At 68.5% G+C, this 26,053-nt stretch carries 24 protein-coding genes and 1 pseudogene; 11 read left to right on the forward strand and 14 right to left on the reverse strand.

Annotation, left to right across the window (positions count from 1 at the left end; translation table 11 throughout):
* Positions 1 to 225 precede the first annotated feature (225 nt).
* From FLW16_RS39050 to FLW16_RS39065, 4 genes are all read right to left on the reverse strand, one after another.
* A complete protein-coding gene (locus tag FLW16_RS39050; RefSeq protein WP_142566035.1) occupies positions 226 to 672 on the reverse strand; it encodes a hypothetical protein in 447 nt (148 codons plus the stop codon).
* Between the two features lie 91 nt (positions 673 to 763).
* The gene (locus FLW16_RS39055; RefSeq protein ID WP_142566036.1) at positions 764 to 1,078 is read right to left on the reverse strand and encodes a hypothetical protein; all 315 of its coding nucleotides are present in this window, start codon (positions 1,076 to 1,078) and stop codon (positions 764 to 766) included.
* 198 nt (positions 1,079 to 1,276) lie between these two features.
* Entirely contained in the window at positions 1,277 to 3,130 is a 1,854-nt protein-coding gene (locus tag FLW16_RS39060; RefSeq protein WP_260616085.1) for an MFS transporter, read from the reverse strand.
* Entirely contained in the window at positions 3,085 to 4,026 is a 942-nt protein-coding gene (locus FLW16_RS39065; protein ID WP_142566037.1) for an MBL fold metallo-hydrolase, read from the reverse strand. Before FLW16_RS39065 ends, FLW16_RS39060 begins: the two co-directional genes overlap by 46 nt.
* A gap of 100 nt (positions 4,027 to 4,126) precedes the next feature.
* Here FLW16_RS39065 and FLW16_RS39070 point away from each other — a divergent pair, with 100 nt between their 5' ends.
* From FLW16_RS39070 to FLW16_RS39085, 4 genes and pseudogenes are all read left to right on the forward strand, one after another.
* Positions 4,127 to 5,173 (forward strand): AraC family transcriptional regulator, encoded by a 1,047-nt coding sequence (locus FLW16_RS39070; protein ID WP_142566038.1) that lies wholly within the window; start codon positions 4,127 to 4,129, stop codon positions 5,171 to 5,173.
* A 166-nt stretch (positions 5,174 to 5,339) separates the two neighbouring features.
* Positions 5,340 to 5,801: a hypothetical protein gene (locus FLW16_RS45715; protein ID WP_260616086.1), complete on the forward strand. Its 462-nt coding sequence runs from the start codon at positions 5,340 to 5,342 to the stop codon at positions 5,799 to 5,801.
* A gap of 198 nt (positions 5,802 to 5,999) precedes the next feature.
* A pseudogene (locus FLW16_RS39080) lies at positions 6,000 to 6,395 on the forward strand (permease); the annotation flags it as partial.
* Between the two features lie 265 nt (positions 6,396 to 6,660).
* On the forward strand, positions 6,661 to 7,137 hold the full coding sequence (locus FLW16_RS39085) for a hypothetical protein (protein ID WP_142566039.1): 477 nt from the start codon (positions 6,661 to 6,663) through the stop codon (positions 7,135 to 7,137).
* A 154-nt stretch (positions 7,138 to 7,291) separates the two neighbouring features.
* On the opposite strand, the gene FLW16_RS39090 is transcribed toward FLW16_RS39085, so the two are convergent.
* The gene (locus FLW16_RS39090; RefSeq protein WP_142566040.1) at positions 7,292 to 7,729 is read right to left on the reverse strand and encodes a helix-turn-helix domain-containing protein; all 438 of its coding nucleotides are present in this window, start codon (positions 7,727 to 7,729) and stop codon (positions 7,292 to 7,294) included.
* A 61-nt stretch (positions 7,730 to 7,790) separates the two neighbouring features.
* Between FLW16_RS39090 and FLW16_RS39095 the strand changes: the two genes are divergently transcribed.
* Complete coding sequence (locus FLW16_RS39095) at positions 7,791 to 8,651, forward strand: alpha/beta fold hydrolase (protein WP_142566086.1); 861 nt, start codon at positions 7,791 to 7,793, stop codon at positions 8,649 to 8,651.
* Between the two features lie 57 nt (positions 8,652 to 8,708).
* The gene (locus FLW16_RS39100; protein ID WP_142566041.1) at positions 8,709 to 9,599 is read left to right on the forward strand and encodes an alpha/beta hydrolase; all 891 of its coding nucleotides are present in this window, start codon (positions 8,709 to 8,711) and stop codon (positions 9,597 to 9,599) included.
* Between the two features lie 60 nt (positions 9,600 to 9,659).
* On the opposite strand, the gene FLW16_RS39105 is transcribed toward FLW16_RS39100, so the two are convergent.
* Positions 9,660 to 10,739, reverse strand: a complete 1,080-nt coding sequence (locus FLW16_RS39105) for an amidohydrolase family protein (protein WP_221891507.1) — start codon at positions 10,737 to 10,739, stop codon at positions 9,660 to 9,662.
* A gap of 113 nt (positions 10,740 to 10,852) precedes the next feature.
* Here FLW16_RS39105 and FLW16_RS39110 point away from each other — a divergent pair, with 113 nt between their 5' ends.
* Together FLW16_RS39110 and FLW16_RS39115 are read left to right on the forward strand one after the other, a co-directional pair.
* Positions 10,853 to 11,431, forward strand: a complete 579-nt coding sequence (locus tag FLW16_RS39110; protein ID WP_142566043.1) for a TetR/AcrR family transcriptional regulator — start codon at positions 10,853 to 10,855, stop codon at positions 11,429 to 11,431.
* 98 nt (positions 11,432 to 11,529) lie between these two features.
* Positions 11,530 to 12,102: a hypothetical protein gene (locus tag FLW16_RS39115; RefSeq protein WP_142566044.1), complete on the forward strand. Its 573-nt coding sequence runs from the start codon at positions 11,530 to 11,532 to the stop codon at positions 12,100 to 12,102.
* A 115-nt stretch (positions 12,103 to 12,217) separates the two neighbouring features.
* Here FLW16_RS39115 and FLW16_RS39120 read toward each other — a convergent pair whose 3' ends face one another.
* Complete coding sequence (locus FLW16_RS39120) at positions 12,218 to 12,688, reverse strand: hypothetical protein (RefSeq protein ID WP_142566045.1); 471 nt, start codon at positions 12,686 to 12,688, stop codon at positions 12,218 to 12,220.
* A gap of 619 nt (positions 12,689 to 13,307) precedes the next feature.
* Entirely contained in the window at positions 13,308 to 16,262 is a 2,955-nt protein-coding gene (locus FLW16_RS39130; protein ID WP_260616094.1) for an immunoglobulin-like domain-containing protein, read from the reverse strand.
* A gap of 847 nt (positions 16,263 to 17,109) precedes the next feature.
* Between FLW16_RS39130 and FLW16_RS39135 the strand changes: the two genes are divergently transcribed.
* Positions 17,110 to 17,304 (forward strand): hypothetical protein, encoded by a 195-nt coding sequence (locus tag FLW16_RS39135; RefSeq protein WP_142566047.1) that lies wholly within the window; start codon positions 17,110 to 17,112, stop codon positions 17,302 to 17,304.
* A gap of 26 nt (positions 17,305 to 17,330) precedes the next feature.
* Positions 17,331 to 18,191 (forward strand): class I SAM-dependent methyltransferase, encoded by an 861-nt coding sequence (locus FLW16_RS39140; protein WP_142566048.1) that lies wholly within the window; start codon positions 17,331 to 17,333, stop codon positions 18,189 to 18,191.
* A 93-nt stretch (positions 18,192 to 18,284) separates the two neighbouring features.
* On the opposite strand, the gene FLW16_RS39145 is transcribed toward FLW16_RS39140, so the two are convergent.
* The 3 genes from FLW16_RS39145 to FLW16_RS39160 all read right to left on the reverse strand — a co-directional run bounded on the left by FLW16_RS39145 (position 18,285) and on the right by FLW16_RS39160 (position 20,515).
* Positions 18,285 to 18,734 carry a DNA-binding protein gene (locus tag FLW16_RS39145; RefSeq protein WP_142566049.1) on the reverse strand — a complete coding sequence of 150 codons (450 nt, stop codon included), beginning with the start codon at positions 18,732 to 18,734 and terminating at the stop codon, positions 18,285 to 18,287.
* A gap of 195 nt (positions 18,735 to 18,929) precedes the next feature.
* On the reverse strand, positions 18,930 to 19,412 hold the full coding sequence (locus FLW16_RS46365; RefSeq protein WP_221891508.1) for a DUF4158 domain-containing protein: 483 nt from the start codon (positions 19,410 to 19,412) through the stop codon (positions 18,930 to 18,932).
* Between the two features lie 17 nt (positions 19,413 to 19,429).
* Positions 19,430 to 20,515 (reverse strand): helix-turn-helix domain-containing protein, encoded by a 1,086-nt coding sequence (locus FLW16_RS39160; protein WP_142566050.1) that lies wholly within the window; start codon positions 20,513 to 20,515, stop codon positions 19,430 to 19,432.
* Between the two features lie 99 nt (positions 20,516 to 20,614).
* Here FLW16_RS39160 and FLW16_RS39165 point away from each other — a divergent pair, with 99 nt between their 5' ends.
* Positions 20,615 to 21,823 (forward strand): MFS transporter, encoded by a 1,209-nt coding sequence (locus tag FLW16_RS39165; protein WP_142566051.1) that lies wholly within the window; start codon positions 20,615 to 20,617, stop codon positions 21,821 to 21,823.
* A 312-nt stretch (positions 21,824 to 22,135) separates the two neighbouring features.
* Here the strand turns inward: FLW16_RS39165 and FLW16_RS39170 are convergent, their stop codons facing one another.
* The 3 genes from FLW16_RS39170 to FLW16_RS39180 form a co-directional block, all read right to left on the reverse strand.
* The gene (locus tag FLW16_RS39170) at positions 22,136 to 22,783 is read right to left on the reverse strand and encodes a DUF6193 family natural product biosynthesis protein (protein ID WP_142566052.1); all 648 of its coding nucleotides are present in this window, start codon (positions 22,781 to 22,783) and stop codon (positions 22,136 to 22,138) included.
* Between the two features lie 530 nt (positions 22,784 to 23,313).
* Positions 23,314 to 24,570 (reverse strand): vanadium-dependent haloperoxidase, encoded by a 1,257-nt coding sequence (locus FLW16_RS39175; RefSeq protein WP_221891509.1) that lies wholly within the window; start codon positions 24,568 to 24,570, stop codon positions 23,314 to 23,316.
* Positions 24,571 to 24,980: 410 nt separating this feature from the next.
* Positions 24,981 to 26,036 (reverse strand): sigma-70 family RNA polymerase sigma factor, encoded by a 1,056-nt coding sequence (locus FLW16_RS39180; RefSeq protein ID WP_142566054.1) that lies wholly within the window; start codon positions 26,034 to 26,036, stop codon positions 24,981 to 24,983.
* Between the last annotated feature and the right edge of the window lie 17 nt (positions 26,037 to 26,053).

Below are 26,053 nucleotides of genomic sequence, written 5' to 3' on the forward strand. Positions count from 1 at the left end.
CCGTACGCGGTGATGTCGGCGACCTTCGCCCTGATCGCGGAGACCGGCCGTAGCACTCGGCCGACCGCCAGCCAGGTGAACAGCGCGACCACCGTGAGGAGCGCCGGAACCCCCGGGATCAGCAGGTAGTTCGCCGCCTACCAGACGCTCCCTTGCCCGGATGCGGGCGTGGGAGCGTCAACCCGGCCTTCTTCTGTGGTGACCAGCGTCGTCAGGTTGTGGAAATCAAGGTTGGCGGGAGTCGTCGCGATCGCCGGACGAGGCCAGCCGCTGCCGCCAATGGGCTCCTCCGGGTGCGGGCCAGGTGTCTTCCGCCACCCGCCTCTCCCACCGATGCACGTAGTCCCGGAACCCGGTCTCCGTCCGCGGCATGTCCAGCCACTCCCGGGCCACGAGTCTGAACTCGCGCATGACCAGGGCATCGGTGTCGGCCCCGTAGTCGACGGGCCAGCCGTCGAGGATGTCGTCGATTTCCATCCAGGCGCGGTAGAGCCCGCCCACCCCCCACAGGTGCTCGAAGTACGGCCGCTCCATACAGTTCCACGCTGCTTCGAGGACGAAGCCGCGTATCTGCTCCACATCCCCGCTAACGAGGACGTCTTGCATGAGCGGATCAATCTTCGCGGCGAGCCCAGCGAGCAACTTCAGATCCACAGGCTCGAGATCGCTCATGACTCCAGCATCACAAAAGGTGCTGAACTGCTTGCGGTCGGCGCGGCCAAGCCTTGACGATCGATGGGCTCACCGGCTATGAGCTGCGCTTTCAGGATGGAAAAGGCTTGCGGATGTGCCACGTCTCTCCGGGGCACATGGGCCGCGCGTAGGTGTAGCGCTTTCCGGTCTCCGTCGTCGCGGTGAACCGGTCGTCGGGCAGGGGAGTGACGCGGCAGCGGTTTGGCGGCGGAATCTTTTCGGTGGATCGGCCGGGGGGAAGGCTGGTGTACACGCCGCCGCTCCAGGTGACCACGACGTTCTCGCCGGTCTCATTGACGATCAGGAAGATCTCGTCCCGGTAGGGCTGGCATGCGGCCAGGGCGAGGGTCACCAGGACCACCGCCCCGGCCAGGACCGCGCTCACGAAGCTCTTGGGGGTACTTCCTCGGGGCTGGCATCGTGTCGTCGTTCTCCCTTCAGCCAGCAGATGATGCTGGTTTCAGGGCCTCCACGAAAGTCGGAGTGGTTCACCGGCCGCAACGAAGCCTTCCACGGCTTCGCCGACTGGCTGATGCTCGGCAGCAGGCTCATCGGCCACAACTCGTCCTCCGAACGCCGCAGTCTACGACCGACGATCACTAGCGCGCCCGTTTCTGCCGTATTCCGGTGACACCTGCAGATCGCGCCGGACACGGACACCGTCACCTCGATGCCCTCCCAGACGCGGCCGCTTGGAAGGCAGTTGCTGCTGGATGAGATCAGGCGGGCGGGTTCGGGGCAGGAGGAGGGCTATGAGCAGGCCGATGCCCATCGTACCTGCCGCGACCAGGAAGGAGACGCGGAAGCCGTGCATGGTCGGGACCGCGACCCCGTTCACGTCGTTCGCGGTGTTGGCGATGACCATGCCGATGACGGCGCTGGAGGCCGACGAGCCGATCGAGCGCATCAGGGTGTTGAGGCCGTTGGCCGCGCCCGTCTCCGAGGCGCGGACAGCGCCGATGATCAGGGCGGGGAGAGAGGAGTAGGCGAGGCCGATGCCCGGACCCAGGATCACCGTGATGACGAGGCTCTGCCAGGGGGCACTCATCAGGTCGAGGCCGGCCCCGTAGCCGATCGCAATGATCACCATGCCGAGGATCAGGGTGACCTTGGGGCTGTACTTCGCGGACAGCCGGGCGTAGAGAGGGGCCGCGAACATCATGGTCAGGCCAAGCGGTGCCACGAGCAGGCCAGCGACCACCATCGACTGGCCGAGGCCGTAGCCGGTGGCCTTCGGCAGCTGGAGCAGCTGGGGAAGGACCAGCGAGGCGGCCAGAAAGGAGATGCCGACCGTGATCGAGGCGAGGTTGGTGCAGAGTACCGAGGGGCGGGCCGTGGTGCGCAGGTCCACCAGCGGCGCCTTGAGACGTAGCTCCATCACGGCCCACAGGACGAGTACGACCGCCGCCGCGGCGAACAGCCCGAGGGTGGTCCCGGAGGTCCAGCCCCAGTCGCTGCCCTTGGTGATCGGCAGCAGGAAGAGGACCAGACCAGCGGACAGCCCGATCGCGCCCAGGACGTCGAAGGTGCCCTGCGCGCGGGTCGGGGATTCGGGGACGACGAGGAGGGTGAGGGCGATGCATAGGATGCCGAGGCCGGCGGCGCCGTAGAAGAGGGCGTGCCAATCGGTGTGCTGGGCGACCAGGGCCGCGGCGGGCAGGGCGAGGCTGCCGCCGACGCCCATGGAGGAGCTCATGAGGGCCGTCGCCGAGCCGAGCCTCTCGCGGGGGAGCATGTCGCGCATCAGGCCGATACCCAGGGGTATCGCGCTCATCGCGAAGCCCTGGAGGGCCCGGCCTGCGATCATTGTGAGCAGGTCGCTGGTGAGGGCGCTGACGAGTGCGCCGATGACCATCACCGCGAGGCTGAGGATCAGCATGCTGCGCTTGCCGTGGAGGTCGCCGAGACGGCCCATGATCGGTGTGGCGACGGCGCCGGACAGCAGGGTCGAGGTGATGACCCAAGTCGCGTTGCTCGGTTCGGTGCCCAGCAGTTGCGGCAGGTCTTTGATCACCGGGACCGACAGGGTCTGCATCACCGAGACCACGATGCCCGTGAAGGCGAGCACCGGGACGAGGGCCCCGCTCGCTCGTTGGTCGGTCGACGAGTGCGTCATGAAGAAGGCCTCCAGGCTGGGGAGGTCGGGTGGTTCCGCGCGGGACGGCTCGTGGATTTCTCCAGGCTGAGGCTCGGTGGCGACGATCGCGCCGTTCGCGAGGCGTTGCGGGCCTAAGGGAGGCTCGCACGATCTGAACGAGACACACCCGCACCGCTCAGAAGCGGTGATCCACCTCGCGGTGATCGGCCCATGGCTCGCAAACTCGTGATGGGACCACCCCGAACTGGCGGGGAGCCTCATCCGGGACCGAACGCGAAACGCCGGGCCAAGGCTCACTCGGAGATTGACGATGTCTTCTTCGGGTTGGCCGTTGCCCATCCGGAGAGGGCGAATCCATCGCCCTCCCGTCGGACTTCCACCGCGCCCGCACCACCGAAGTGGGCGGGGACGAGCAGTTCCTGTTCATCGGCCGCCCGCCCGAGAATCCGGCGGCGACTGTCCACCGCTTGTTCCGGGGCGAGGCAGGCGTTGCTGTTGCAGCAGGGCTGGAGGATCTGCACCGGGCTGTGCAGCATGTCTCCGACGAAAACCGCCCGGTCGCTCCCGGATGCGAGTCGCAGCACGGATGAGCCGGGGGTGTGGCCGGGCGCGGACTCCAGGGTGAGGTGTTCGTCGATGCGATGGAGGCCGTCCCAAAGCACGGCCTGTCCGGCCTCGTGGATGGGCGCGATGCTGTCTTCGTAGATCAGGCGGTCGACCTTTTGCGCGCCGTTGCCGTACGCGTTGTCCGGACCGTAATGGAAGTCGTCTGCGGCAGGAATGAGGTATTGGGCGTTGGGAAATGTCGGTACCCACTGCCCGTCTGCGTCGACGGTGTTCCAGCCGACGTGATCGACGTGGAGATGGGTGTTGACGACGACGTCCACATCCTGCGGGCGAACACCAGCCTCCGCCAGAAGGCTGGGGAGATGACTCTGAGACTGGTGGAAGGGCCCCATGCCCGGTCGCTCGCGCCCGTTGCCCGCGCCGGTGTCGACCAGGACGGTCCGCCCACCGCTGCGCAGCACCCAGGTCTGCAGAGCAAGCACCGCCCGGTCGCTGTCCGGCTCCCAGTGGTCCGGTGTCAGCCAGTCCTCGTTGTCCCTCCATACATCGGCAGCAACTGCCGGGAACATGCTTGTGGTGGGCAGGAACGGTTCATGCCATTCAACGAGTCGGATGACCTCGACGTCCCCCAGCACCATGCTCTGCACACTCTCGTTCTCTTTCGTCATGCGCTCGACCCTAAGAGCACCGGATGATCCTCTCGATACGCATCAAGCTCGAAAAAATACGTATCTGTCTCACGCATGATGCGAAAGGTAACCTGGATGGATGGATGTCGTGAGCGACGCGATCTCTGCCGCGCACCTCGGGCACCCCTGGTTCCACCGGGTGCGGACGAGTGGGAGCTGGTGCGCGCGGCTGGACCCGTACGAAGGCGCGGGCTTCTACGTCGTCTTGAAGGGAAGCAGTTGGCTGCTGACCGACGGCGGCGTCCTGGTAACTCTGGGCGTGGGTGACGCGGTGCTGCTGCCTCATGGCACAGGGCATGTGATCGCCGATTGCCCCATCGATGCGGCGGCCGCGGAGGAGAAGGCGGTGCCGTTCGAGCAATGGCTCACGGGGACAGGGCCGCGGGCCCGATCTGGGCGTGACGAGACGGAGCTGCTCTGCGGCAAGTACTGGCTCGACTGCAGCCGCATGCACCCGCTCATGGCAGAGTTGCCCGAGGTCGTCCACCTCCCCAGCCGAGTAGGCAGCCACCTCGAACTCCGTGCCGCGATCGATCTGCTCGCCGGTGAGTTGGACGAGGTGCGGCCCGGCTCCTGCGTGGCCCTCCCGAGCCTGCTCGATCTCCTCCTCGTCTACATGATTCGTTCCTGGATGACCGAGACCACCAGCGGAGCCTGGCCCACCGCACTGGGCGACCCGGTGACGGCCGCCGCCCTGCGGGCGATGCACTCGAAACCGGCCGTGCCGTGGAGCATCGACCGGCTGGCCGCAGAGGCGGGCGTCTCCCGTCCCACTCTGGCACGCCGGTTCACCACCCTGGTCGGCCGCCCTCCGATGGCTTACCTCACTTGGTGGCGCGTGATCCTTGCCGCCACCCTGCTCCGCGACACCCACGAAACCCTGGCCACCATCGCCGGCCGAGTCGGCTACAGCAGCCCGTACGCACTCTCGCACGCCTTCGAAAGGGAGTTCGGCACTACACCAGGGCGATATCGAGCGAAGGCTGCAGAACGCTCCGCTCCCGCCGTGAGCCCTCAACCGACGTCAAAACAATCGGACGCCGGAAACTCGGTCAGGCGGCGACTTCACAGTCATCGCGGAACGGCACCCGCGGTCGCGCGCGCACTTCGCCGGCCGACGGAGTGAAGACCTCCGCCGGTTTCCGCGTAGACACCACCCGCGTTAACCGTCGGGTGACGGCGGCGCTCCAATACTGGATCAGGCGCACTTTCCGTGATCGGAACCGTCATGCTTCATTGATGAGTCTGAGCTTGAGTTCTTGGTCTGCGGCAAGGGTGATGAGTTCATCGTCGTGACTGATGAGAAGTATAACGACGCCTTCGGCGGCGAGATCGCGCGTGATCTGAGTGATGGAGTGGAGGTGGCGGCGGTCGACGCCGGAGCTGGGTTCGTCGAACACGACGATGCGCCGGGCACTGAGCCGGGCGGCGGCGATGACGAGGCGTTGCTGCTCGCCGCCGGAGAGGGACAGTGGGTGGGGTCGGCCGGGACGGGCAACTCCGGGCTGGAGAGCACCTCGCGGATGCCGTGGGCCACGTTCAGCGCCGTGACCAGCGGGTGCACCGACATCATGACCGTCATCAGGCCCGCGGTGGTGACCGTCCCGAACACGAGGAACGCGATGAGGCTCTCCACCGGCAGCCCGCCGGTCGCGGTGAGCACGCCTCCCGCGGTCACCATGACGACGAGCACGCTGGGCGGGGAGAGGAGGATCTCCGCGATGACGCTCGCCACGCTCGTCGCCCTCGCTTAGTCCAGGAAGAAGTGGGCGAGGCTGCCTGACACCTGGCTGGAAGCGGCGGCTGATGGCCCCCGGGGTTCCGAACGCCTTGACGACGCAGACCTGGGCGACCGTTTTCGTGGCGATCTGCGTTCAGGCGCTGCCGTTCCTCGTCTTCGGCGTGCTGCTGTCGGCGGCCATCGCGGCCTTCGTCCCGCCGTCGTTCTGAAGTGGGCCGGGTTCCGCGACGCCATGCGACACGACCTCCTCCACGCGGGCGGATGCCTGGTGGTCGGCGGGATCACGGCGGCCACACTGAACGTGGTGGTGCCCCGCGCGTGGCTGACCTCGGTTGCGGACGTCCCCGTGCTGTCGGCGGTCGTGCTCGCGCTTCTCGCGATCGTACTATCGATCTGCTCGGAGGCCGACGCGTTCGTCGCGGCCTCACTCACCGCGTTCTCCCCCACGGCGAAGCTGGCCTTCCTGGTCGTCGGGCCGATGGTCGACCTGAAGCTCATCGCCCTGCAGGCGGGGGCCTTCGGCCGGGCTTTCGCGACGCGGTTCGTTCCGCTGACGTTTCTGCTCGCCGTCGTGGTCAGCTCGGCGTCCGGAGGAGTCTTCCTGTGAGCCGCATGTCGCAAAGTCTCGTGTTGACCCTGCTCGGCGGCGTCGTGCTCTGGATAACCCTCCTGACGACGTCGTACCTCAACTATGTGAAACCCGGTTTCCGCCCCGTCCTGCTTGCGGCAGGGGTGGTCGTCCTCGCTCTCGGGGTCATCGGCCTCGTCCAGGAGCGGCGGCGTCCCTACGCGGACGATCACGATGAACACGTCCACGAAGGGCCGGGAAAGCATGCCGAAGGCCACGACCATTCACGAGCGCCGAAGGTGGGGTGGCTGCGGTCCCTGCCCGTCTTCGCGATCGTCCTGATCGCGCCCCCGCATTGGGCGCCTTCGCCGCTCGTGGTGAGGACGCGCCCATCCGGCCCCCGACGACGACCGGCTCCTACGTCCCGCTCTCCGCGGAGAAGATCACCTCGATGGCCGTGGGCGAGTTCATCGGCCGGGCCTGGGACTTCCGCAAGCGCACGCTCACCGGCAGAAAGGTCCGGCTGACCGGCTTCGTCGTGCGCTCGAAGAAGGACCGCTGGTACGTCACCCGCATGCAGATGAGCTGCTACGCGGCCGACGCCATCGCCCTCAAGGTGGCCGTGCTCGGCGCCGCTCCACCGCCCGACGACACCTGGGTCGAGGTGACCGGCACCTGGGTCCCGCCAAGGTCCCGCAAGATCCCGAACGGCACCGTGCCACCGGAGATGACCGCCAGCCGGGTGACAGAAATCCCAGAACCGAGCGAGCCGTACGAGTAAGCCGACCGATGATCAGGAGTGCGGTCCGGCATCTTTGCAGCGATCCTCTTGTTCGAAGCGTGGTAGCGCGCGAAACAACGGCAGTTTCACCTGCCTTTCGAGATCCATGCCAGTACCACGCAGTTTGGAGGAGTCCTTCTTCGGCTCGCGGCTGTCAGCCGTGGCCGTCCGGGCGGTCGGCGGCGTCGAACATGTCGCAGTTGTGCTGGATCAGAGGCATGTACTGCTCAGCCCAGGCTCGCAGACTTCGCAGCGGTGCAACGAGCGTGGTGCCCAGGTCGGTCAGACGGTAGTAAACGCGTGGCGGCTTGCTCGCCTCGACACGACGAGCGACAAGTCCGTCTCGTTCCAGCGCCCTGAGGGTCTGCGCCAGCATCTTCTGCGACACGCCGGTCATCTCGCGCTTCAGCTCGGTGAACCGCAGCTCGCCCTCGGCGGCGGCAAGCGACAGCACCGCCATGGTCGTCCATCGCGACCCGACCCGGTCGAGCAGGAGCCTTGTCGGGCACAGGGGATCGAACAGGTTCCCCTGCCGCGAGGCAGTTACCACGAGGTCACCTGGTGTCGGGAAAGTGCCGTCTTCCCCGTTCATTGAAGGTCTCCTACGGTTACCACGTTCCCAAGCGTAACCAGGGAGGGCACCTGTGCGCCAGATGACTCTTTCTCCTCACCTTCCCGGCGCGACCGTGCACCGGATACCGATCGACGGGGTCGAACTCGCCGTGGAGACTCTCGGGCAGGGGCCGGCTGTGCTGCTGCTGCACGGCTTCCCGCACACCCGCGCTATCTGGCGCGATGTCGCACCCCGGCTGGCTGCGGCAGGTTTCCGGGCCGTCGCGCCGGACCTGCACGGGCTGGGCGACAGCACGCCCGCCGTCCGCGGCTACCAGGCATCCGCGATCGCCACGGACCTGCTCCGAATGTTGGACGTCCTCGGTGACCGCGAGGCACACGTCGTCGGCACCGATCTAGGTGTCACTCCGGCATTCGCCCTGGCGGCATCGTCGCCCGAGCGCGTAACCAGCCTGACCCTGTCCGAAGGGTTGATCGGATTTCTGCCCGGCGCCGAGGCCTTCCTACGGCAGGGGCCGCCGTGGTGGTTCGGCTTCCACCAGGCGCCCGGTGGTCTGGCCGAGGACGTCCTGGAGAACTCGGCGGAGCGCTACGTCCGCTTCTTCCTCTCCGCCGGCAGTCGCCGAGGTGTGCCGGCAGACCTTACACGGGTGATCGTCGCGGCATATCGGGGCAGAACGAGTCTCGGCAATGCCTTCGACCACTACCGCGCGGTGCCGGCCACCGCGGAATGGATCGGGAACTGGGCGCAGGACCAGCGACTGACGACGCCGACCCTCGCCATCGGCGGTGGCGCGATCGGCGCGGCCACCGCCCGCCAGCTCGAACCGATCACCGGCTGCCTCACCCAGCACCTGCTTGAGGACTGCGGTCACATCACCCCGATCGACCAGCCGGACGCCTTCGCCGACCTTTTCATCGAGCACGCTCGGGCCGTCTGAGCTGAACGTCAAGACCCGTACGGAACAAAGCCGACCAACCCACAGCAAGGAGCAGATATGAGCCGCGAGCAGCGAGAGGCCATCAGGCAGTGGCGCGCGTCGTCCCCCCTCGATCTCGGCGGTGCGGTCCACGAACAGCGCGCCCTGTTCGAGCAGCTGTTGTCCCACCATCCTGTCCCTGAGGACGTCATCGTCACCGAAGCCCACTACGACACGATCCCTGGCCTTCTGGTCGAACTCGCGGAAGAGCCCTGCGCCGGCACCGTCCTGTACTTCCACGGCGGGGCGTATGTCCTCGGGTCGGCGCGCAGCTCGCTGGGGATCGTCGCAGACCTCGCCCGCAGGTCACAGACACGGGTGATCACCATCGACTACCGCTTGGCACCCGAGCATCCCGCCCCTGCCGCCACCGAGGACGCGGTACGCGCTTATCGCGCCCTGATCGCCTCCGGCGTCGATCCGCAACAGGTGGTGGTCGCCGGCGAGTCGGCCGGCGGCGGGGTAGCGCTCGGCCTCCTGGCGGCTCTTTCCGCCGCCGACGAGCCGATGCCCGCCGCGGCGTTGCTGTTCTCGCCATGGGTTGACCTCACCCTCAGCGGCGATTCGATGACGGTCCGGGCCGAGGCGGACTTCATCGTGAACCGCACCGCCCTCGAACGCCGCGTGCATGACTACCTCGGCGACGCATCCGCGGCAGAACAGCACAGCCCGCTGTTCGCGGACCTGCACGGTCTGCCGCCCACATTGATCCAGGTCGGCACTGACGAGGTGCTGCTGGACGACTCCACCCGGCTCGCGGCAAGGCTCGTGGCGGCCGACGTGTCGGTGACCCTAGACGTCACCGCGCAGGCGACACACGTCTTCCAGTCATTCGCCGCCTCGTGGGACGAGGCCGACGCGGCGATGACCCGCGCGGCCACATTCGTCCGCACGATGGTGAAGCCGTGAGCGGCAAGCCACCTCGATCTGCTCGACGCCGCCGCGGGTACGGGAACCTCCGCTCGCGTCTCAGGTCTTGCGAGCGGTGGCCGGAGTGACGGGGCGACCGGCGCACCAGACAGCGCGGATGTCGCGGGTGGCCGTGATGTCCCGGGTCGGGTCGCCGTCGACCAGCAACAAATCGGCCCGCATGCCCGGCCGGACGGCGCCCCGGTCGGCCAGGCCGAAGGCGCGGGCGGGCAGCACGGTCGCCGAGCGCAGGATCTCCACCGGCGTCATCCCGGCCCGCGCCATCAGCTCGAACTCGTGATGCAGGCTCTCGCCGTGGGGCACGGGCAGCGGCGCGGACGGCTCGGCGTTCGCGTCCGTCCCGGCGAGGATCTCAACACCGGCCCGGTGCAGACGGCCGACGTCGCCCAGCACCTCCTCCAGGTGGTCGGTTCGGCCAGGCGGCGGGCCGGAGGTCATGAAGGCGGTGCGCAACGCCTCCATCATGGTGATCGTCGGGATGGACCTCTGGCCGGCGCTCCTCATCGCGGCCACGTCGTGTGCCCGGATCCCGCCGGCGATCGGCGTGTGCGTGACGAACTCCGCTCCCGACTCCACGGCCATCGTGTAGGCGCCCGAAGTGGCGGCGTGCACGATCGTCGTGAGCCCGTACTCGTGTGCCGCCTCCACCAGCGCGCGCAGCGCGTCCGCGGGCGGCCCGCCCTCGCCGGGGGCCTCGGCGACGCCCTTGATGTAGTCGACACCCTCCGCCGCCCGCGCCTCGACGTGCCGCCGGGCATCGGCTGCCGTCAGGATGACGGCTTCCGGCGGCATTCCCGGCATGCGGGCGTGGTGGCCGCCCGGCCCGATCGCGGGCAGTCCGGCAGTACGGAAGTCGGCCGCTCCCTCGGTCTCGCGCAGCGAGGCCACCCGCTCGGCCGGCCAGCAGGCCATGTCGAGTCCGGTCGTCACTCCCCAGGCGGCCAGGGCGGCCAGGTTCCCGGGGTCGTGCAGGTGGACATGCGCGTCGATCAGTCCGGGCAGCAGCGCGGCTCCCGCCGCGTCGATCTCCTCCGCCCCTGCGGGATCGTCGCCGATCAGCGCACCGTCGATGACGACGGTGCGGGGCTCGCCGAGCCGTTTGTCATCGAAGACCCGCACATTGCGCAAGGCTGTCCTGCCGTCAGTGGACATGGGTCACCCGCTTTGTTTAAGGAACAAGTTTGTTCACTATCGGAGGCTAGCACGGCGAGGTGCGTGATATATCGGTCCTCATGAGTCCCACCCGCCGCCGCGGAGACGTCCTCACCACCGCGATCTTCCAGGCCGTCCTGACCGAACTGGCCGGGAGCAGCTTCGAGGAGCTGACGTTCGACAAGATCGCCTCCGCGGCCGGGACCGGGAAAGCGGCCTTGTACCGGCGCTGGTCCACCCCGGCCGAACTCGTCCTCGCCGCGCTGAGCGACCCCGCGACCGGCTTCGGCGACCCGCCGGCGCCGCCCGGCACGGGCACACTACGCGATGACCTGATCGCCCTGCTCGAGCACTTCGTACGGGCGCTCGACGAGCCGCGCGGCCGCGCGCTGCTCCCGCTCATCGCCCACCGCCACCGCCATCCCGAGCTGTTCGAGCAGGTCCACCGGCTGGTGGTCCGCCCGCACCAGGAAGTACTGCTGTCCGTCCTGCGCCAGGCGGTCGAACGCGGCGAAGCCGCAGCCGGCAGCCTCACCCCGCGCGTTGTCTCCGTCGGGCCACGCCTGATCCTCCTCCAGGCATGGGAGGGCGGTCTCGTGGACTCCGGCGAGATCGCCTCCATCGTCGATGAGGTGCTCATTCCGCTGGTCAGGCCATGACCCCTGGCCGGCATCCCGCAGGGCGGCGGTGCGAGACGAAAGGTGCACGTTGTGGGTGGATCACACCTCCACGAAACTCGGCGCGGTTCAAGTTGCTCGTGCACAACGACAGCGGCAAGCGCCCGAAGATGCTCGAAGAGTACGCCGGCTACCTGCGGCACCGCTGGGAGCAGGGCTGCACCGACGCCGAGCAGCTCTACCAGGAGATCACGGCCATGGGCTTCCGCGACACACGCAGGTCCGTGCGCGATTACGTCCGGCCCTGGAGGTCCCAGACCACCATCGCCCTGCCGCCGCCATCACCGCCTACCGTTCGCCAGGTCACCGGCTGGTTCCTCCGCCACCCCGACAGCCTCGACGCCGACGAACACCAGCACCTGCAGGCCTTAACCGCAGCCTTCCCGGCCCTGGCCGCGCTCGGCGAGCACGTCTGCGCCTTCGCCCAGATGATGCTGCGGCTCACCGGCGACGGCTTGGAGCAGTGGATGAAGCGGGTCCAGGCCGATGACCTGCCGGAACTGTACTCCTTCGTCACGGGGCTTCTCGAAGGCGCGGACGCGGTCATCGACGGCCTGGCGAAGAAGGACCTCGGGGTGGACGCCTACTCCTACCGGCAGCGGGAGAGTAGCGCGTCGCTCCCGAGAAGGTCATCTCCAGTGCCGGCCCGCTGACGGCGATCCGCCGGGCGAGCACGCGCAGCGCCCCCCGGCGCACCCGCCCCGTGCCCGCGCGTCTTCGCGGTCCCGGCCGAGCGTCATCGAGACCGGCACGCCGTACGGCTGGCGGTCAGGTGAACGTGAGCGTCATGGCGTCGCTGTGGCCGGACCAGTTCAACGTCAGGCGCCAGCAGCCCGCCCGGGGCAGGTTGACCGACGACGGCCCGGCGCCGCCGCTGATCTCGCGGCTGACCGAGGTCGTCGTACCATCCAGGCGGGCTTCGATCGTCAGCGGCTGCATCGGCTGCTGCGGCAGCCGTGAGACCCACAGGATCTTGTTGGCGTCGTCCGGATCGGCGGACGCCTTCGGCGGGTACTCGAACAGCACGGCGATTATGTCGCCGTGCTCGCTGAACACGTGGGGGACGCCGGATCCGTCGTCGCTGAAGCCCGCTCTCGCCCAGGTCGGAAGCGCCTCGCGGCTGACAGCGGACCCACAGGAGACGGACGGCCGTGCGGCCTCGGGCGCCTGACCGCCCGCCGAGCAGCCTATGGCCATGACGAGTGCGGCCAGGGCCGAGAGGCCATGTCTGATCGCCACGCTGACCTCCACGGTGTAGGGACCCCATTGTCCGTCGCCGCGTGAAAGCAGACCAGCGGCAGCACGAAGGGCACGCCCGAGGCCCCGGTAGGCACCCACCGCACGCCGCGTGTTACAGCTGGGTGCCGTTCACAGTCAGTGTGACCTCGATGTTGCCGCGGGTGGCATTGGAATAGGGGCACACCTGACGCGTCACCCGTACTAGATGAGCGCCTGCCCCCGGCTGACACCCATGAGGCTGTTCCCTTCATACCCCCAGGGGATCGGGGCGTCGAAGTCCGACAGATCTCCTTCACCAATCCCGTGATCCGGTACTCGACGAGCACCTCAAGATCAGTCTGGGGCATCGCACCATATGACGGACGCAGGCGAGGCGTACAATGATCTTGTCGACCAGGGACGGGCGGGCTCAGGTGCAGGCCAAGAGCATCGGGGAACCTGGAATGGTCACGCGCTGTAAGCCGCTCGCAGTTGGAGCGGAGCCGTGCATCACATCTCAGCGCTGGTTGAGCGTCGTGCGGGGCCGGCCACGATCGACGGCCGAGCTCGTCTCCAGGATCTGCCCCACAAATAACTGGGCGGGCCGACGAGGATGAGCTCGCCGGCCCGCCACCTGTCGCTACCGCACCGTCAACTTCTGGTAGTCGGCGGCGTGGGGCTGGTAGGTCGGGTTGCCGGAGTAGGCGACGTGGACCGTGTACGCCCCGGGCTGCAGATCGGCAGTCCGCAGTGTGACCACGGCCTCGCCGTCCGCCAGTGGCACGACCTGCACGGTGCCGCCGAAGGTGATGGTGACCTCGCCGGTCGGGGTCGGAGCGTTCTTCTTCTGCCCGCGCGCTGGCCCAACAGTCACGTTCAGCTTGAACGTGTCCCCGCGGACAACCGACGCCGGCGCGGTTTTCGCATGGACCTTGACGGCATCCGTGCCGGAGGGCACCTCGAACGACGCCGTACGTTCCGACGCCTTCAAGTAGTCGAAGCCGAGGTACTCGGCCTTGACCGTGCGGGCACCCGCAGGCAGACCCGTCGGCAGCGTGACAGTGGCCGTGCCGTCCTTCAGGTAGGCGAGTTTCGACCACGAGCCGATGCTGAACCGCACCTGACCGCCGGTCTCGAACCCGTCAGCTGCCTCGACTGTGGCGGTGGCCGTGGTCGTCTGGGCCCCGCTCGCGTACGGCTCGACAGCCACCTCAGTGGTGGTCGTGACGTCGCTGTTCGGGATCCCACGGATGTCGTTCCACTCGCGGAGGGTGATCGGGATCACGGTGCCGTGACGCGGACGGGCGACGCCCGCGTTGGTCATCGTGATCGCCTTGGCGTTCCAGGTGGGAGCCTCGATGTTGTCGTGGCACGCGGCCTGGTATCCACCACCGTTCGTGTATCGGTCACCCCAGAGGTAGAACTGGCCAGGGCAGGAGGTGTCACCAGGGTTGGCCTTGAAGATGATCGGCCCCTCGTACCCCTGGTTGGCGACCCACGTCGTGCGCCCGAGAGCCGGAGCGACCAACGTCCAGTTGTTGATGTTGCTGTCCAGGAAGTCGGTGTGCTTCTCCGAGAAGATGTCCGAGCCCTGGTTGCCGGCCTCGTTCTTGGTCACACGGTAGTAGTAGTCACCGACCCGGATCGCGGTCGTGTCGATCCGCGACAGAGGGGCCGGGTTCTGCCAGACCTTGGGACCGGAGAACGTCTGGAAGTCGCGCGTCGTGGTGTACCACATCTGCGCGTTCCCTTGACCGGTGCGGTTCACGGGGTCGTTCCACAGCGACTGTGCCCAGAACACGGCGTAGGCGCCGATCTCCTCGACCCACAGCGATTCGGGTGCGAAGGCGTTGCCCGCGTTGTCGGGCGCGACCTTCACGTGCCGCTGAGGAGTCCAATGCACCAGGTCGTGCGACTCGAACACCTCGATGTACTGGGTGTCGTTGATGGCGTATCCGCCCTGGTCGTACCAGTTCAGGTCGGTGGCAATCATGTAGAACGTGTCGCCGTCGGGTGAGCGGACGATGTGCGGGTCACGAAGGCCCTGGTCGCCCAGCTGGGAGATGAGCGACGGCCGGCCTCCGGTCAGACCGGTCCAGTCCAGAGCGGTGTTTCCGTTGGACGTTGCGAACATGATCTGCTCGCCGTCGGCGATCCCCTCGCCCTTGAAGTACCCCATGAAGTACCGCTCGTACTCCTCGGAACGGGGCATGGCGGTGATGGTCACCGGGAACGACTTCGTCTTCGAGGCCGAGCCCTTGGTGATGGTCGCCGTCAGGACGGCGTCGACATCCGCACGGCCGAAGGCCGGGCGGGTCACCTCACCCCTCGGGGTGACGAGGTCGGTGGTCGACTTCCAGGTGATCGTGGATCCGAACTCGCCGGTGACGGGGAGGTTGATGTTTCCGCGCACGTGGTCGGTGGCGTGCAGGGTCAGGTCGGACGTGTCACGGTCGACCGCCTGCGCGTCGTCGAACTCGGCCTTCACCACGATGGGGATCTCCCGTGTGGTGACCTCTTGGGCGCCCTTGCGGACCGTCGCCGTGAGCGTGGCTGTCGCGTCGGGCTGCCCCTTCGCGGGTCGGGTGATCCTGCCGGTCACCGCGACCTTGCGTGCGCTGGGGAGGGCCGGCGGGGTGTAGACCTGGACGACCGACGGGTCCGAACTCGTCCACGTGATGGTCGAGCCCGCCACGGAGCCCACCTTGGGCAGGGCGATGTCGCGTACGATCGCACTGGTCAGGCCGAGGTCGATGGCCTCGGCGTCGGCGCGAACGCCCTCGGAGACGGTCCTCTTCGCCAGGGCGAGTGTCTCGTCGGTGCTCACTGCCCGGTCGTAGACCCGGAAGTCCCGGATCGTTCCGCGGAACGAATAGTTGCCCGACGTCTGCGAGCGAGCGAGGAAGTTGCAGTTGGTCCCCGCAGCGTTCACCGACGGCGCCGTGGTCAGGTTCGCCGACGTCGCGTGCAGCACACCGTCGAGGTAGAGCCTGCCGGTCCAGCTCGTACCGTTCGCGTTCAGTGACTGGGTGTAGGTGACGTGCGTCCACGCTCCCTCGGTCATGCGGACCCGGTTCTGCTGGAGGTTCGCCGAACCCACCGCGATACGGAACCGCTGGGTGTTCGACGCGAAGATGGAGCCCTGGGCGCCGGTGTCGACGTCGCACGAGCCGGACTTCGCGCCGAAGCTCCACATCTGGTGGTCGCCGACGTTCGCCGGATCGATCCACACGTCATAGTCGACGGTGAGGTTCGACATGCCGGCGGTGATGTTTTTCGGCAGCGCCACGTACGCACCGTCGAGGGCGCTCTCGTAGGAGTCGGGGTTGAACCTGACTCCATCGCCGGTCAAGGTCGCCTTCTCCGGATGCACGAGCGTGGCGTTCGCCGCCGAGCCCGCGCTACCCGAGTTGACCAGCGTCGTCCCATTGGTCTCGTCGAGGGCGAAGTGGTGCACCAGACCCTCGTCGAGCTTCTCCTCGGCAGCGTGCGAGGGCGTCGCTGCGAGCGAGACCGAGAGAAGCGCACCCAGTGCCAGGCCCGCGACACCTTTACCCGTGCGGCTCAGCCTGCGACGTGACCTTTGCGGTCGCACTCTCAATCGATCCTCCTTGATCCGGTCGCTGTGGACACGTGAGGCACGGCCCCGTTCGGGGCGGGGCCGAACGCACGCGTGGGAGAGGCGAAGCCCGAAAGGGTGGTCAGCGTGCCGGCGAGGCCCAGCGTGATCAGGCCTCGTTGAGCGCTCCGACGAGACGAGGGCAGCACAGACAAAGGTTCACCTCGCTGTGAGATGTGGGGGGACGGCGTGAACTGGGGGGATGGGGCATATGTCGCAGGTGTCCGGGTCTTGAATGCAGACCCTAACCTCCAGCCGCGGCGGAAGATAGCGTTAACATAAGCAAACTTTGTGATCCCACCGATGAAAGCTACGCTGGACCTGGATAAAGGTCTCGCCCGATGTTCGTTGCTGGCTGCCTGCTGCTCGCCGCATCACCTGCTCAGGCCGACGCAGACGGCTGGAGCGGCGAGTGAAGCGGCGTCGGACGGGTCACGGTAAGCAGGGACGCCAGCACATCGAGGTATGCCATCTCGCCGCGACGACGTGACGTTTCACGTCGCTACCTGGAACAACTGCACGAAGACCGCGGACTGCAACTCCTCTATATGGCCCAGGCCAAGGTAGAAAGGTGAGTGCCCCGCCCCGGCGGCTGTCACGGCTATCTCGCAGGGCGTCGGCCGACTGTGCGTGGCCTCGGAGTCCGAGGTACCGCGCTCCGCGAAGGCGTAGAGAGGGTGCGTGACCTCGGGATCTCCCGCTCGGTCATGACCTTGCTCACTGCGACCTCGGCCTCGCGTCCGCGATCGAAAGGTGTTGATCATGCAGCAGGCACCCTGCCAAGCTCGGGTGCCGAGCCGGTAAGCAGAGGGGACTTTCTGCCGTGACAGCCGACGAGCGGGTGCTTCGGCACTACCTGCTGAACGACGAGGCCGGTCGTCTCTGGGCTACCGCCCGGGGTGAACTCACCCGCCGGCGCACCTGGGACATTTTCGAGCGATTCCTTCCTGAGAGCGGACGGGTCGCCGCCAGGTTGCACCTGTGGCCCGGAGCGCTGTTTCCCGCCACGCCGGTGTGACGCCCCGGCCTGGCTAGGCTGAACGCATGACTGATGCGGCGGGACGGGTCGAGCCGTCCGGGGTGTGGGCCACAGCCCTGGGCGTGGCCCGGGTGAGGGCGATGGAGACGGCACGCGAGCAGCCGCTGTTCCGGGACCCGCTTGCGCAGGCCTTCGCCACGGCCGGCGGGAGAGACCCTGGGGCGCCGCCACCCCCGCGCGCGGACGAGGCGGCGCGGCGCCGCTGGCTCGGTGTGGCCTTCTCGATCGTCATCCGGACGAAGTTCCTCGACGACCTGCTGGACCGGGCGGTCGCGTCCGGCGTCCGGCAGGTCGTGCTGCTCGGAGCCGGGATGGACAGCAGGGCCTTCCGGATGGACTGGCCTGCGGGGACCCGGCTGTTCGAGGTCGACACGGCCGAACCGCTGGATTTCAAGGCGTCTGTGCTGCGTCAGGAGCGGGCCGTTCCACGCTGCGAGCGGATCACCGTCCCGGTCGACCTGCGCGAGGACTGGCCCGCCGCCCTGGCCGCGGCCGGGCATGACCCGGCGCAGCCGACGGTGTGGATCGCCGAGGGACTGCTGATCTACCTGCCCGAGGACGCGGTGCAGTTGCTGCTCGAACGGGTCGGCGCGCTGTCCGCTGCAGGCAGCAGGATGGGCCTGACACTGGGCTCGCGCGGTGTGGTCGAACGCTTCCGCGGAGACGCCACTCCGGGATCGGCAGCGTCGATGTGGGTATGGGAGATGCCGGAAGACCCGGTTGGCTGGCTGAACGGCCTCGGCTGGGAGGCGGAGACCTTCACCCTGCGTGAGCGCGCCGAGGCCTACGGACGTCCGGTGCTCACCCCGTCGCAGCAGGACGAGGGCGCAGGCGGACTGGTCTCGGCGGTGCGCACGGCACACTGACCACGATGAAGGCCGGCCCCCACGTGTGGCGGGGGCCGGCCTACACCTCGGCCGCCCAATCGCTCCTGGCCGCCGCGTCCGCCCAGGAGCCGCCTACCGGCCTTCGTCGAGGTCGATCGCGGTGCGGTCCATCAGCCGTTCGTAACGCTGCCTGGCGGCCTGCGGGGTGCCGAGCCCAAGGCCGAAGGCGATCTCCTGCCACGTCATGCCGCGCCCCCGCGCCATCTGGAGGAGCGCGGCCTCCAACTCGTCCATCTCGGCCCGGGCCTGGGGGACGAGAGTCAAGGCGGCCGTGATGTCGGCCTGGTCCACCTCCGGCTCGCCGTCATCGAGCTGCGCGGCCCCGCTCAGCAGGAACGACACGAGCCTGACGGCTTCGTGGGGTCCCATCACGAAGGAGTGGACCTGCCGTCCGCGTTGCTCGTCGGTGGCGGCGTGCCGCTCGGCGATGCGGAACAACGACGCGTGGACGCGCTGCGCGCGCGCCGCCTCCGGACGCGGAGACGTGAACGGATCGAGGGGCTGCTCGGTGGTCGGTCTCATACCGCCAAGGATGTAGCCACAACTATTCATTGTCAACGTAGCGTTGTAAACATCTCGTTTAAAGGGCCGCGCTGCTTGTTTCTGGGGTGTGCAGCCTCCAAGCACAGCCGCTCGCGCCGCTCCTGCTCGGCAGGGGTGTATCCGCCGGCTGCCGCGTACCTCATGACCAAGGGATAGCGGGCCCGCAACGATCCGTCACCCGGCACGAGAACGCCACGTGTTCGTCCTGAGTACGGGCTCTGCGGCGGTCGCATTTTCGCGAGCAGCGCGAGCAGGGCGCCCTGTTCCTCCGCGTCGAGGCCGACGAAGAGTCCGGAGGCGTCCAGCCGGGTTCTGAGTGCGTCCCAGAGTTCGTGCCCGCGTCCTGCCAGCTCCCGGTTCCCCGGCCTGCGGGACGGCGAAGAGCATCAATGACACCATCGCCGAGAGGCCCTTCACCGAAACCAAGGAGCGGATCACATCCGGGTCGGCGCCGAGCCGGTCGGCCAGCCGTGCCACCGCTGCTCGCGGCGCCGACACCACGTCGTCCGGCACGAACCCCAACCACGGCATCGTGCACAACGCGACCGCGGGCCCAAGCCGATCCACCGACCCTCGGCCATGCCCGAGAGCGATGAACGCCGCGTCCGCGGAGCCTATCGGGCATGTCCGCCCGATCTTCGGCGAAGACCACGGCAACCCCAGACCGAAGCTACTCAGCGCAGTACGGCCGTCAGCAGGTCGGCACCCAGCGCTGTCAGACCGGGGAGATTGAGGGTGTGACGGACGTAACGACCGTGCCGCCGGGCCGTGAGCAGGCCCGCGCGGCGCAGGACAGCGAGGTGGCGGGACACCTCCGGGGGTGAGAGTCCCCAGGCGTGGGCCAGCTCACCGGTGGTGTGCGGGCCGCGGGCCAGGGTGCGCAGCAGCCGCAGTCGTACCGGATGCGCGAGTGCCTCCAGCCGTAGCGTTACCGTTTCCAGCGATACCGGCTCCGATGGACTTGCCTCGGCCACGGGGTACTGCACCACCGGCTGCCACCCGGGCGCGTGAACCACCACCAGGTGCGGACGGCCGAAGACGCTGGGGAGGAAGGTGACCCCGGTATCGTGGGCGGCGGTCGCATTGTCCTGCAGCTTGTCCACGATGATGCAGTTGCCGTCCGGCGCCAGGGTGAGGGCGCTGGAGACCGACGCGAGTGCCGCCCCGAGGCCCTGGCGCTTCAGCAGGTCGTTCTTCAGGCGCAGGTCGGCGGCGAGTTGCACGGCGACACCCGTCCAGGCGGCGTCGAAGAAGGCCTCGGCGCACTGTTCGAGGGTGTGACGCACCCGCGCTCGCACGGCTGCGGGGTCCGCGAGCAGCCGTTCCGCGAAGGCCTCTTGGAGCGCGCCGCGGGCCTGGGCCAGGTCCAGGGCCCGCTCGCGCGCCGTCGCGTCGGCGAGCGGCGACGGCGCGGCGAAGTGGATCCGGTTGCTGCCGCATGTGGTGATGAGCGCGGCGGTCACATAGGTTTCGTCGTCGATCCGGTCTACATCGTCCAACTCCTCGGCGAGGGTCGACCGGGGACGAGCGGGGACCAGAAAGTCGGCTCGTGAGGAACGCCAAAGGAACTCCGCCTCCCGCAACCGCTCGGCCAGCTCCGGCCGCAGCCGAGCCCAGACGTCCCCGGCCCAGCCGGCGAGCTGCGGGTGATGCGCGGGTTCGGCCAGCACGTGCAGCATCGCGGTCAGCTCGGCCAGTGGGGAGGCAGCGAACCGCAGTCGCCCGGACGGCAGGCCTCCGATGTCGATCCTCAACGTCATCCCCTCATCATCGCTGGTCGGATGGCCGACGACCGCGTCGATTGACGGTGTCCGTCAACCGACACAGCCGGCCGGGCTGCCGAACGCATCGTTGACGCCATGGCAACCACCACCAGGATCGAGCCGCGCGCCCTCGTCCGTGCCTCCGGAGGCCCCCGCTATGCCGTCGCCCTGGCCGTGGATGCGCTCGGCACCGGCCTGCTGCGACCCTTTCTGCTGCTCTACGGGGTGACGGTGCTGAGGCTGTCCGCGCCGGTCACCGGCATCGCCATGACGGTCGGCGTCGTCGTGGGCCTGGTGTGCATGCCGGCGGTCGGCCGATGGCTGGACCGGGGCGCACGCAGCACGGTCGTGGCAGCGTCGATGCTGGTGCGGGTGCTGGGCGTGGCGCTGCTGCTGGCCGCCCCGACGGGGCACGTCTGGCTGTTCGCGACGGCGGCACTCTTCCTCGGCATCGGCAACCAGGCTTGGCCGGCCGCCCATGCCGCCCTCGTGGCCACGGTCGCTCACGGCCGCGAACGCGACGCCGCTCTCGCGGGAGGCCGCGCCCTGCGCAACGCCGGCCTGGGCACGGGCGCCCTCCTCGCCACCGCATGCCTGGCGGGCGGCACCATCGCATTGCGGGCGCTGGCAGCCGTCACCGGGCTCGCCTATCTCGCCGCGGCGGCCCTGGCATGGTCGGTCCACCTGCGCACGCATCCAGCCGCTACTCCGGCCAAGGACAAGGCCGGCGGGTCCGCATCTCGGATGCGCGCGCTGCTGGCCGCCAACGTGGTCTACGTCTTCTGCCTCAACGTCCCCGAAATCGCGCTCCCCCTTGTCCTGGTGACACAGTTGCACGCATCCCCGGTGTGGTCGGCAGCCATCTTCGTGGCGAACACTGTGCTGGTGGTCACCCTGCAGGTTCCAGTCACCGTCCTGATGTCCCGCTTCTCCCGGCGGACCGTGCTGGGGGTCGCCGGCGTGGTACTCGCCGCGTCCTACCTCGGCTTCCTCGCCGCCACCTCACTGGGACACGGCTGGAGTGCCCCGGCGATTGCCACGGTGTCCGTGTTCTGCACGATCGGCGAGATCATCTATGCCGGCAGCGCCACCGCGCTCGTCACCGCCCTCGCCCCGGCCCATCTCCTGGGACGCGCCCTCGCCCGCTTCCAGCTCTCCACGGGCTTCGGCCTCGCCGTCTCCCCGATGGTCATCACCGCTCTCGCCTCCCGCGGCTCGGCCGCCCTCTGGGGCAGCCTCGCCGCTGCGACGCTCCTCTCCGCCTCCGCCGTTGCCACCGAGAAGGATCAAGGGACTCGGAGTTGAGGACGGCGGGGCGGTCGAGGGTCTTGCCGAAGGCCCCGGCGGCGGCGGCGACGCCTTCCCAGGTGCTCTCGCTGATCATGTCGCGCTGGAACTTCAGCACTGCGGCAAGGACCGAGACCGTCATCTTGGTGCCGGGGCCGTCGCTGGACAGGTCGATCCCCGACAGGTCTTCATCGGCGGGGGCGCCGGCGGCCAGCAGAGCGGCAGGGCGTGCCGTTGGCGGGCGTCGGTCTGCTTGTCGGTGGAATGCCGAAGGTAGATGCGGTCGGCCATGCCCGATCGTGTCCCTTCCCAGGTCGCCCGGTGCCGATGTCAGGAGTCCTGTGCAGGGATCTCAGAAGACGCCTGCAGCAGGTCGGCGGGGATTCGGTCCACGGCGATGGCGATCGCTTCGGCGGGTGTGCTGACCTGGTTCAGGGCGGGGCCGTTCCACCATTCCCTGATGGTGTAGTCGCCGGTTCCTCGTGGCGAGTCGATCGAGACGAAGGGCGGGGAGAACGGGTAGTCGGGCGTGTCGGAGAAGCTCAGTGCCCAGTGGCTGGTGAAGGGATAGAGCCTGCGGAGCTTCGGTTCGGCGTGGGCGGACTCGATGAGCGCCTGGTACTGCGGCCAGTCGGCGTCGTCGGCGTCCTTGAGCAGCCACTGCCACTCTGAGGCGATGACGCCGGTGGAGTTGTTGTCGGGGACCTCGAAACGTCCGGTCAGGAGGTCAAAGGGGGCGGCCTGCCCGATCTCATCAAGGCTGGCCCCGTCGGTCCAGCTGCGGATCACTTGGGGAAGCTCACGCAGGTCCTTGGTAGCGCCGCAGATCATGAGCCGGTTGTTCGACGAGCCCCAGATGGTCCAGCACCGTTCGTGATGCCACGCTGTGACGTAGGACGCATGGCGATGCGGGACGACGCTGGCGAACGTGGCATGACGTAGTGGATCGGACGGGGTGACGGTCAGGGGAAGGGACATGCCTTGGTCGGTGGCTGCGGCTTGGAGTGCCGCGGCGAGGCTACCGTGTGCGGCCACGTCCGGGTAGAGAACGGCAGGGTCTGGTTCGCGGCTCATGAGATTCCGATCTTCTGCCCGTGCGGCGTGCTGTGGCGGCCATCACAGGGGCGAAAAGGGGAGGCGGAAGTCGGGATCGGATCCGAATGGATCGGCGGCCCGTTCCAGTAGGTGGGGCACAGACTCTGATTAGACCCGGCGCGGGGGGCGGAGTCGACCGAATCCGCCCCCTGGCCCGTCAACGTCGCCTGCCTGCCGGGCCTTGCGCAGCCCGTACGGCCTATCGCGAGCCTAGCCAGAACAAGCCCCGCCTTGCTCGGCGAGCCGGCGGTCGGCGGCGGTGCGAACACGTCGTGTCCGTCCATCGCTGGCGAGCAGCCGAAGGGCAGCCGATGACGTCAGGATCTGCACAGCCGTGCGCTGGAACCAGTCGGAGGCGGCAAGGACATTGTCTGACTTCCAAGGGGCGTTGGCGGTGGCGGTGCTGCGAGGCTCTACCGGCCCCTCGGCCTCGGCTTGAAGTAGTGCGAGACCATGTAGGCGGCGACCTGCGCGCCGATCTTCGCGCCCTGCACGTCTGCGGTGCGGGTGTGGATGCCGCCCCAGATGCGGGCTTCGACGACCTCGGCGAGCGCCTGGGAGAAACCGCGGAAATACCGGGTGGTGCCCGAGTCGGCGCTGTAGCCGCTGAAGGGGATGTCGTCCCGGCCGAAGAAGTGCCTCAACGCCGACATGCTCGCCGCGGTGAAACAGGTGTGCCCGGACGTGTAGTCGGGGTGCGGTGGCGTGACAAGCAACGGCGTCCATTCCGGGTCGGCGGACGTCTGCGGGTTGCCGTCCGTGTCGGCCAGCCGGATCGCGGTGACCGGCCGCCAGAAGTTCCATGCCGCCTTCTCGTTGTAACAGGCGATCGTGGCGTCTGCTTCGGCCAGGTCGACCATCGCGAACATCCGCGCCGTCTGAAGGGTGTTCAGCCGCTGCCGCGTCGCGAGCTGACGCTTGATCTCCCATTCGGCCAGATGCCGGTCGTGCCACCAGATCGCGGCCTGCGTCTGGTCGGCTGTCCTGACCGTGCTGGTCGCCGAGCCGACCGTCTTGACCTCATTGAAGTCCCGGGCGTACTGGCGGCTGGTGAGCGCCGGCGGACCGGACGTACGGAAGATGGACGCGCTGGGGATGAGGAACGGCTTGAGGTGACCGACCCACGCCCCGTCCGAGGCGAACGCGGGCGGCGTCGGCCGCCACTGACCAGGGTGGGTGCCCACGGGCCAGGTCTGGTCGCCGAACGCCCCGTCGTCCCGCCGCGCTTCGATCATCGCATCGGCCGCCTGAGTGCCCACGGTGATTCCACGCTGTTTCGCGGCGCCGTCGGGTACTGCGCCCAGCGACTCGTCGTACTGGCTTTTCAACCTCGCCTGCTGGTCGGGAAACAGCGCTTGCAGCACCCGATAACCCGCGGTCGCGACGGCCGCGTCCGTCGATTCGGTGCCATTGGCGGCCGGTGCGACCAGGTACGGCTGGTAGGGAGCACCGGCGATCGCGTTCACCGCGTCGTAGACCGCTCCGTGCACCATCGCGAAGCTGCGAGCCTGGACCTGCGGCTGCTGGCCGGCAATGTCCCAAATCGCGGTCTGAGCGTTACGGTCCCAGACGATGACGGCGTTGGCGGAGGAGCCCGAATCCGCCGCGTACGCGGGGGACGGGCCCAGTACGATCGGCGACCCGGCGGCGATGACCCCGGCGACGGCCACCCAGACGACTGTGGGTCGCAGAGCGGCTGTCCGGCATGCAGCAATTGGGCTGAACATGAACGCAAACTACTATGCCGCTGAAAAACCTTACAGCGGCCAATGCGCCGAAAAATCGATATCGATCCAACCGGAATGAGCTCCGGCAACATGTGAGCTGTTTCTGCCCTGATCATGCCGGTCAGGATGCGCGCCACCTGCACCACCCGCGAGACGGTGCTTGCCGCCTCGGAATGAGCGTGCCAGGGGGCCAACGCCGTGCTGTGGGAGCGGGTGAAAATCAGATTCAGGCGACGGCAACAGTTGCCGGCATCGGTCTTCCGCGCCACCACCCGCGAGCACTTCGCCGACCGAAGTGCTCCGGGTCGGGGCTGACGCTGGGCGTGGTAGTCGGTCGCGTGTCCGGCCGGCGGTCAATGCCCGATCGCGGTGTGCGGGCGCTGGTGATCGAACCCCTCTCGGGGGGCGGCGCCGTCGAGGGCCGGCGGCAGTCCGCACGGCCCGAACAGGCCGGCGTCCAGGAACGCGACGACCCGGGCGACACCGGTGGCGGTGACGGTGAGGACCTGAAGGGCGTGCGCGCGGTACACGCCGTCGCCGTCGCGAGAGTAGGACCCGAACGCGGGCTGCCCGTTCACGCTCGTCGGGACCATCCGCTGCTCGCCCGCGGCCAGGACCCTGGCCGCGAGGAACCGGAGGACCGTCTCCCTCCCCGCGAACCATGTGGGGATCGGCGGCATCTCCCAGACCGCGTCCTCGGTCAGCACCCCCGCCAACACGCTGACGTCGGCGCTCTCGAACGCCGCGGCGTACCGGTCGAGCAGCGCCCGCCGAGCCGGGTCGGCCGGTTCCGCTATCCCGTCCTGGGTGGGGGCGATCTGGCTGAGCTGGGCCCGGGCGCGCTGCAACGCGCTGTTGACCGCGGCGGTCGTGGTGCCGAGCAGGCCGGCGACCTCACTCGCCCGCCAGGCCAGCGCGTCGCGCAGGATCAGCACCGCCCGCTGCCGGCCGGACAGGTGCTGCAATGCCGCGATGAACCCCAGCCGCATGGTCTGCCTCGCCTCGACGATGGCGGCCGGATCGGCCGGGGCCGAGCCGAACAGCGCGTCGGGGGCGGGTTGCAGCCACGGCACCTCAGCCGGCCCGGGGCGCGGCGGTTCGTCCGGGTGATCGCTCGGGCTGCCCAGGCCGGACGGCAGCGGGCGCCGGCCGTTGCCTTCCAGCGCCTTGAGGCACGCCCTGGTCGCGATCCGGTACAGCCAGGTGCGCATCGAGGAGCGCTCTTCGAAGCGGGCGTAGCCGCGCCACGCCTGCAGGTAGATCTCCTGGAGCACGTCCTCGGCGTCGTGGATCGACCCGAGCATGCGGTAGCAGTACGCCAGCAGTTCGCGCCGGAAGGGCTCGCTCCGCCGGACAAACTCGTCGTCGGGCGTGCCGGCGGCCCCCGTGGGCGCCGGCGGCTGTGCCATCCGCGTCATCGTCCCTT

Origin of the sequence: Microbispora sp. KK1-11, from assembly GCF_006874435.1 — a bacterium.
Lineage (GTDB): Bacteria > Actinomycetota > Actinomycetes > Streptosporangiales > Streptosporangiaceae > Microbispora > Microbispora catharanthi.

What these genes read in the sequence shown, in the direction of transcription:
- FLW16_RS39050 (WP_142566035.1), bottom strand. Translation starts at nt 672, where the DNA reads ATGAGCGATCTCGAGCCTGTGGATCTGAAGTTGCTCGCTGGGCTCGCC.
- FLW16_RS39060 (WP_260616085.1), bottom strand. Translation starts at nt 3,130, where the DNA reads ATGGGCAACGGCCAACCCGAAGAAGACATCGTCAATCTCCGAGTGAGC.
- FLW16_RS39065 (WP_142566037.1), bottom strand. Translation starts at nt 4,026, where the DNA reads ATGACGAAAGAGAACGAGAGTGTGCAGAGCATGGTGCTGGGGGACGTC.
- FLW16_RS39070 (WP_142566038.1), top strand. Translation starts at nt 4,127, where the DNA reads ATGGATGTCGTGAGCGACGCGATCTCTGCCGCGCACCTCGGGCACCCC.
- FLW16_RS39090 (WP_142566040.1), bottom strand. Translation starts at nt 7,729, where the DNA reads ATGAACGGGGAAGACGGCACTTTCCCGACACCAGGTGACCTCGTGGTA.
- FLW16_RS39095 (WP_142566086.1), top strand. Translation starts at nt 7,791, where the DNA reads ATGACTCTTTCTCCTCACCTTCCCGGCGCGACCGTGCACCGGATACCG.
- FLW16_RS39100 (WP_142566041.1), top strand. Translation starts at nt 8,709, where the DNA reads ATGAGCCGCGAGCAGCGAGAGGCCATCAGGCAGTGGCGCGCGTCGTCC.
- FLW16_RS39110 (WP_142566043.1), top strand. Translation starts at nt 10,853, where the DNA reads ATGAGTCCCACCCGCCGCCGCGGAGACGTCCTCACCACCGCGATCTTC.
- FLW16_RS39140 (WP_142566048.1), top strand. Translation starts at nt 17,331, where the DNA reads ATGACTGATGCGGCGGGACGGGTCGAGCCGTCCGGGGTGTGGGCCACA.
- FLW16_RS39145 (WP_142566049.1), bottom strand. Translation starts at nt 18,734, where the DNA reads ATGAGACCGACCACCGAGCAGCCCCTCGATCCGTTCACGTCTCCGCGT.
- FLW16_RS39160 (WP_142566050.1), bottom strand. Translation starts at nt 20,515, where the DNA reads ATGACGTTGAGGATCGACATCGGAGGCCTGCCGTCCGGGCGACTGCGG.
- FLW16_RS39165 (WP_142566051.1), top strand. Translation starts at nt 20,615, where the DNA reads ATGGCAACCACCACCAGGATCGAGCCGCGCGCCCTCGTCCGTGCCTCC.
- FLW16_RS39170 (WP_142566052.1), bottom strand. Translation starts at nt 22,783, where the DNA reads ATGTCCCTTCCCCTGACCGTCACCCCGTCCGATCCACTACGTCATGCC.
- FLW16_RS39180 (WP_142566054.1), bottom strand. Translation starts at nt 26,036, where the DNA reads ATGGCACAGCCGCCGGCGCCCACGGGGGCCGCCGGCACGCCCGACGAC.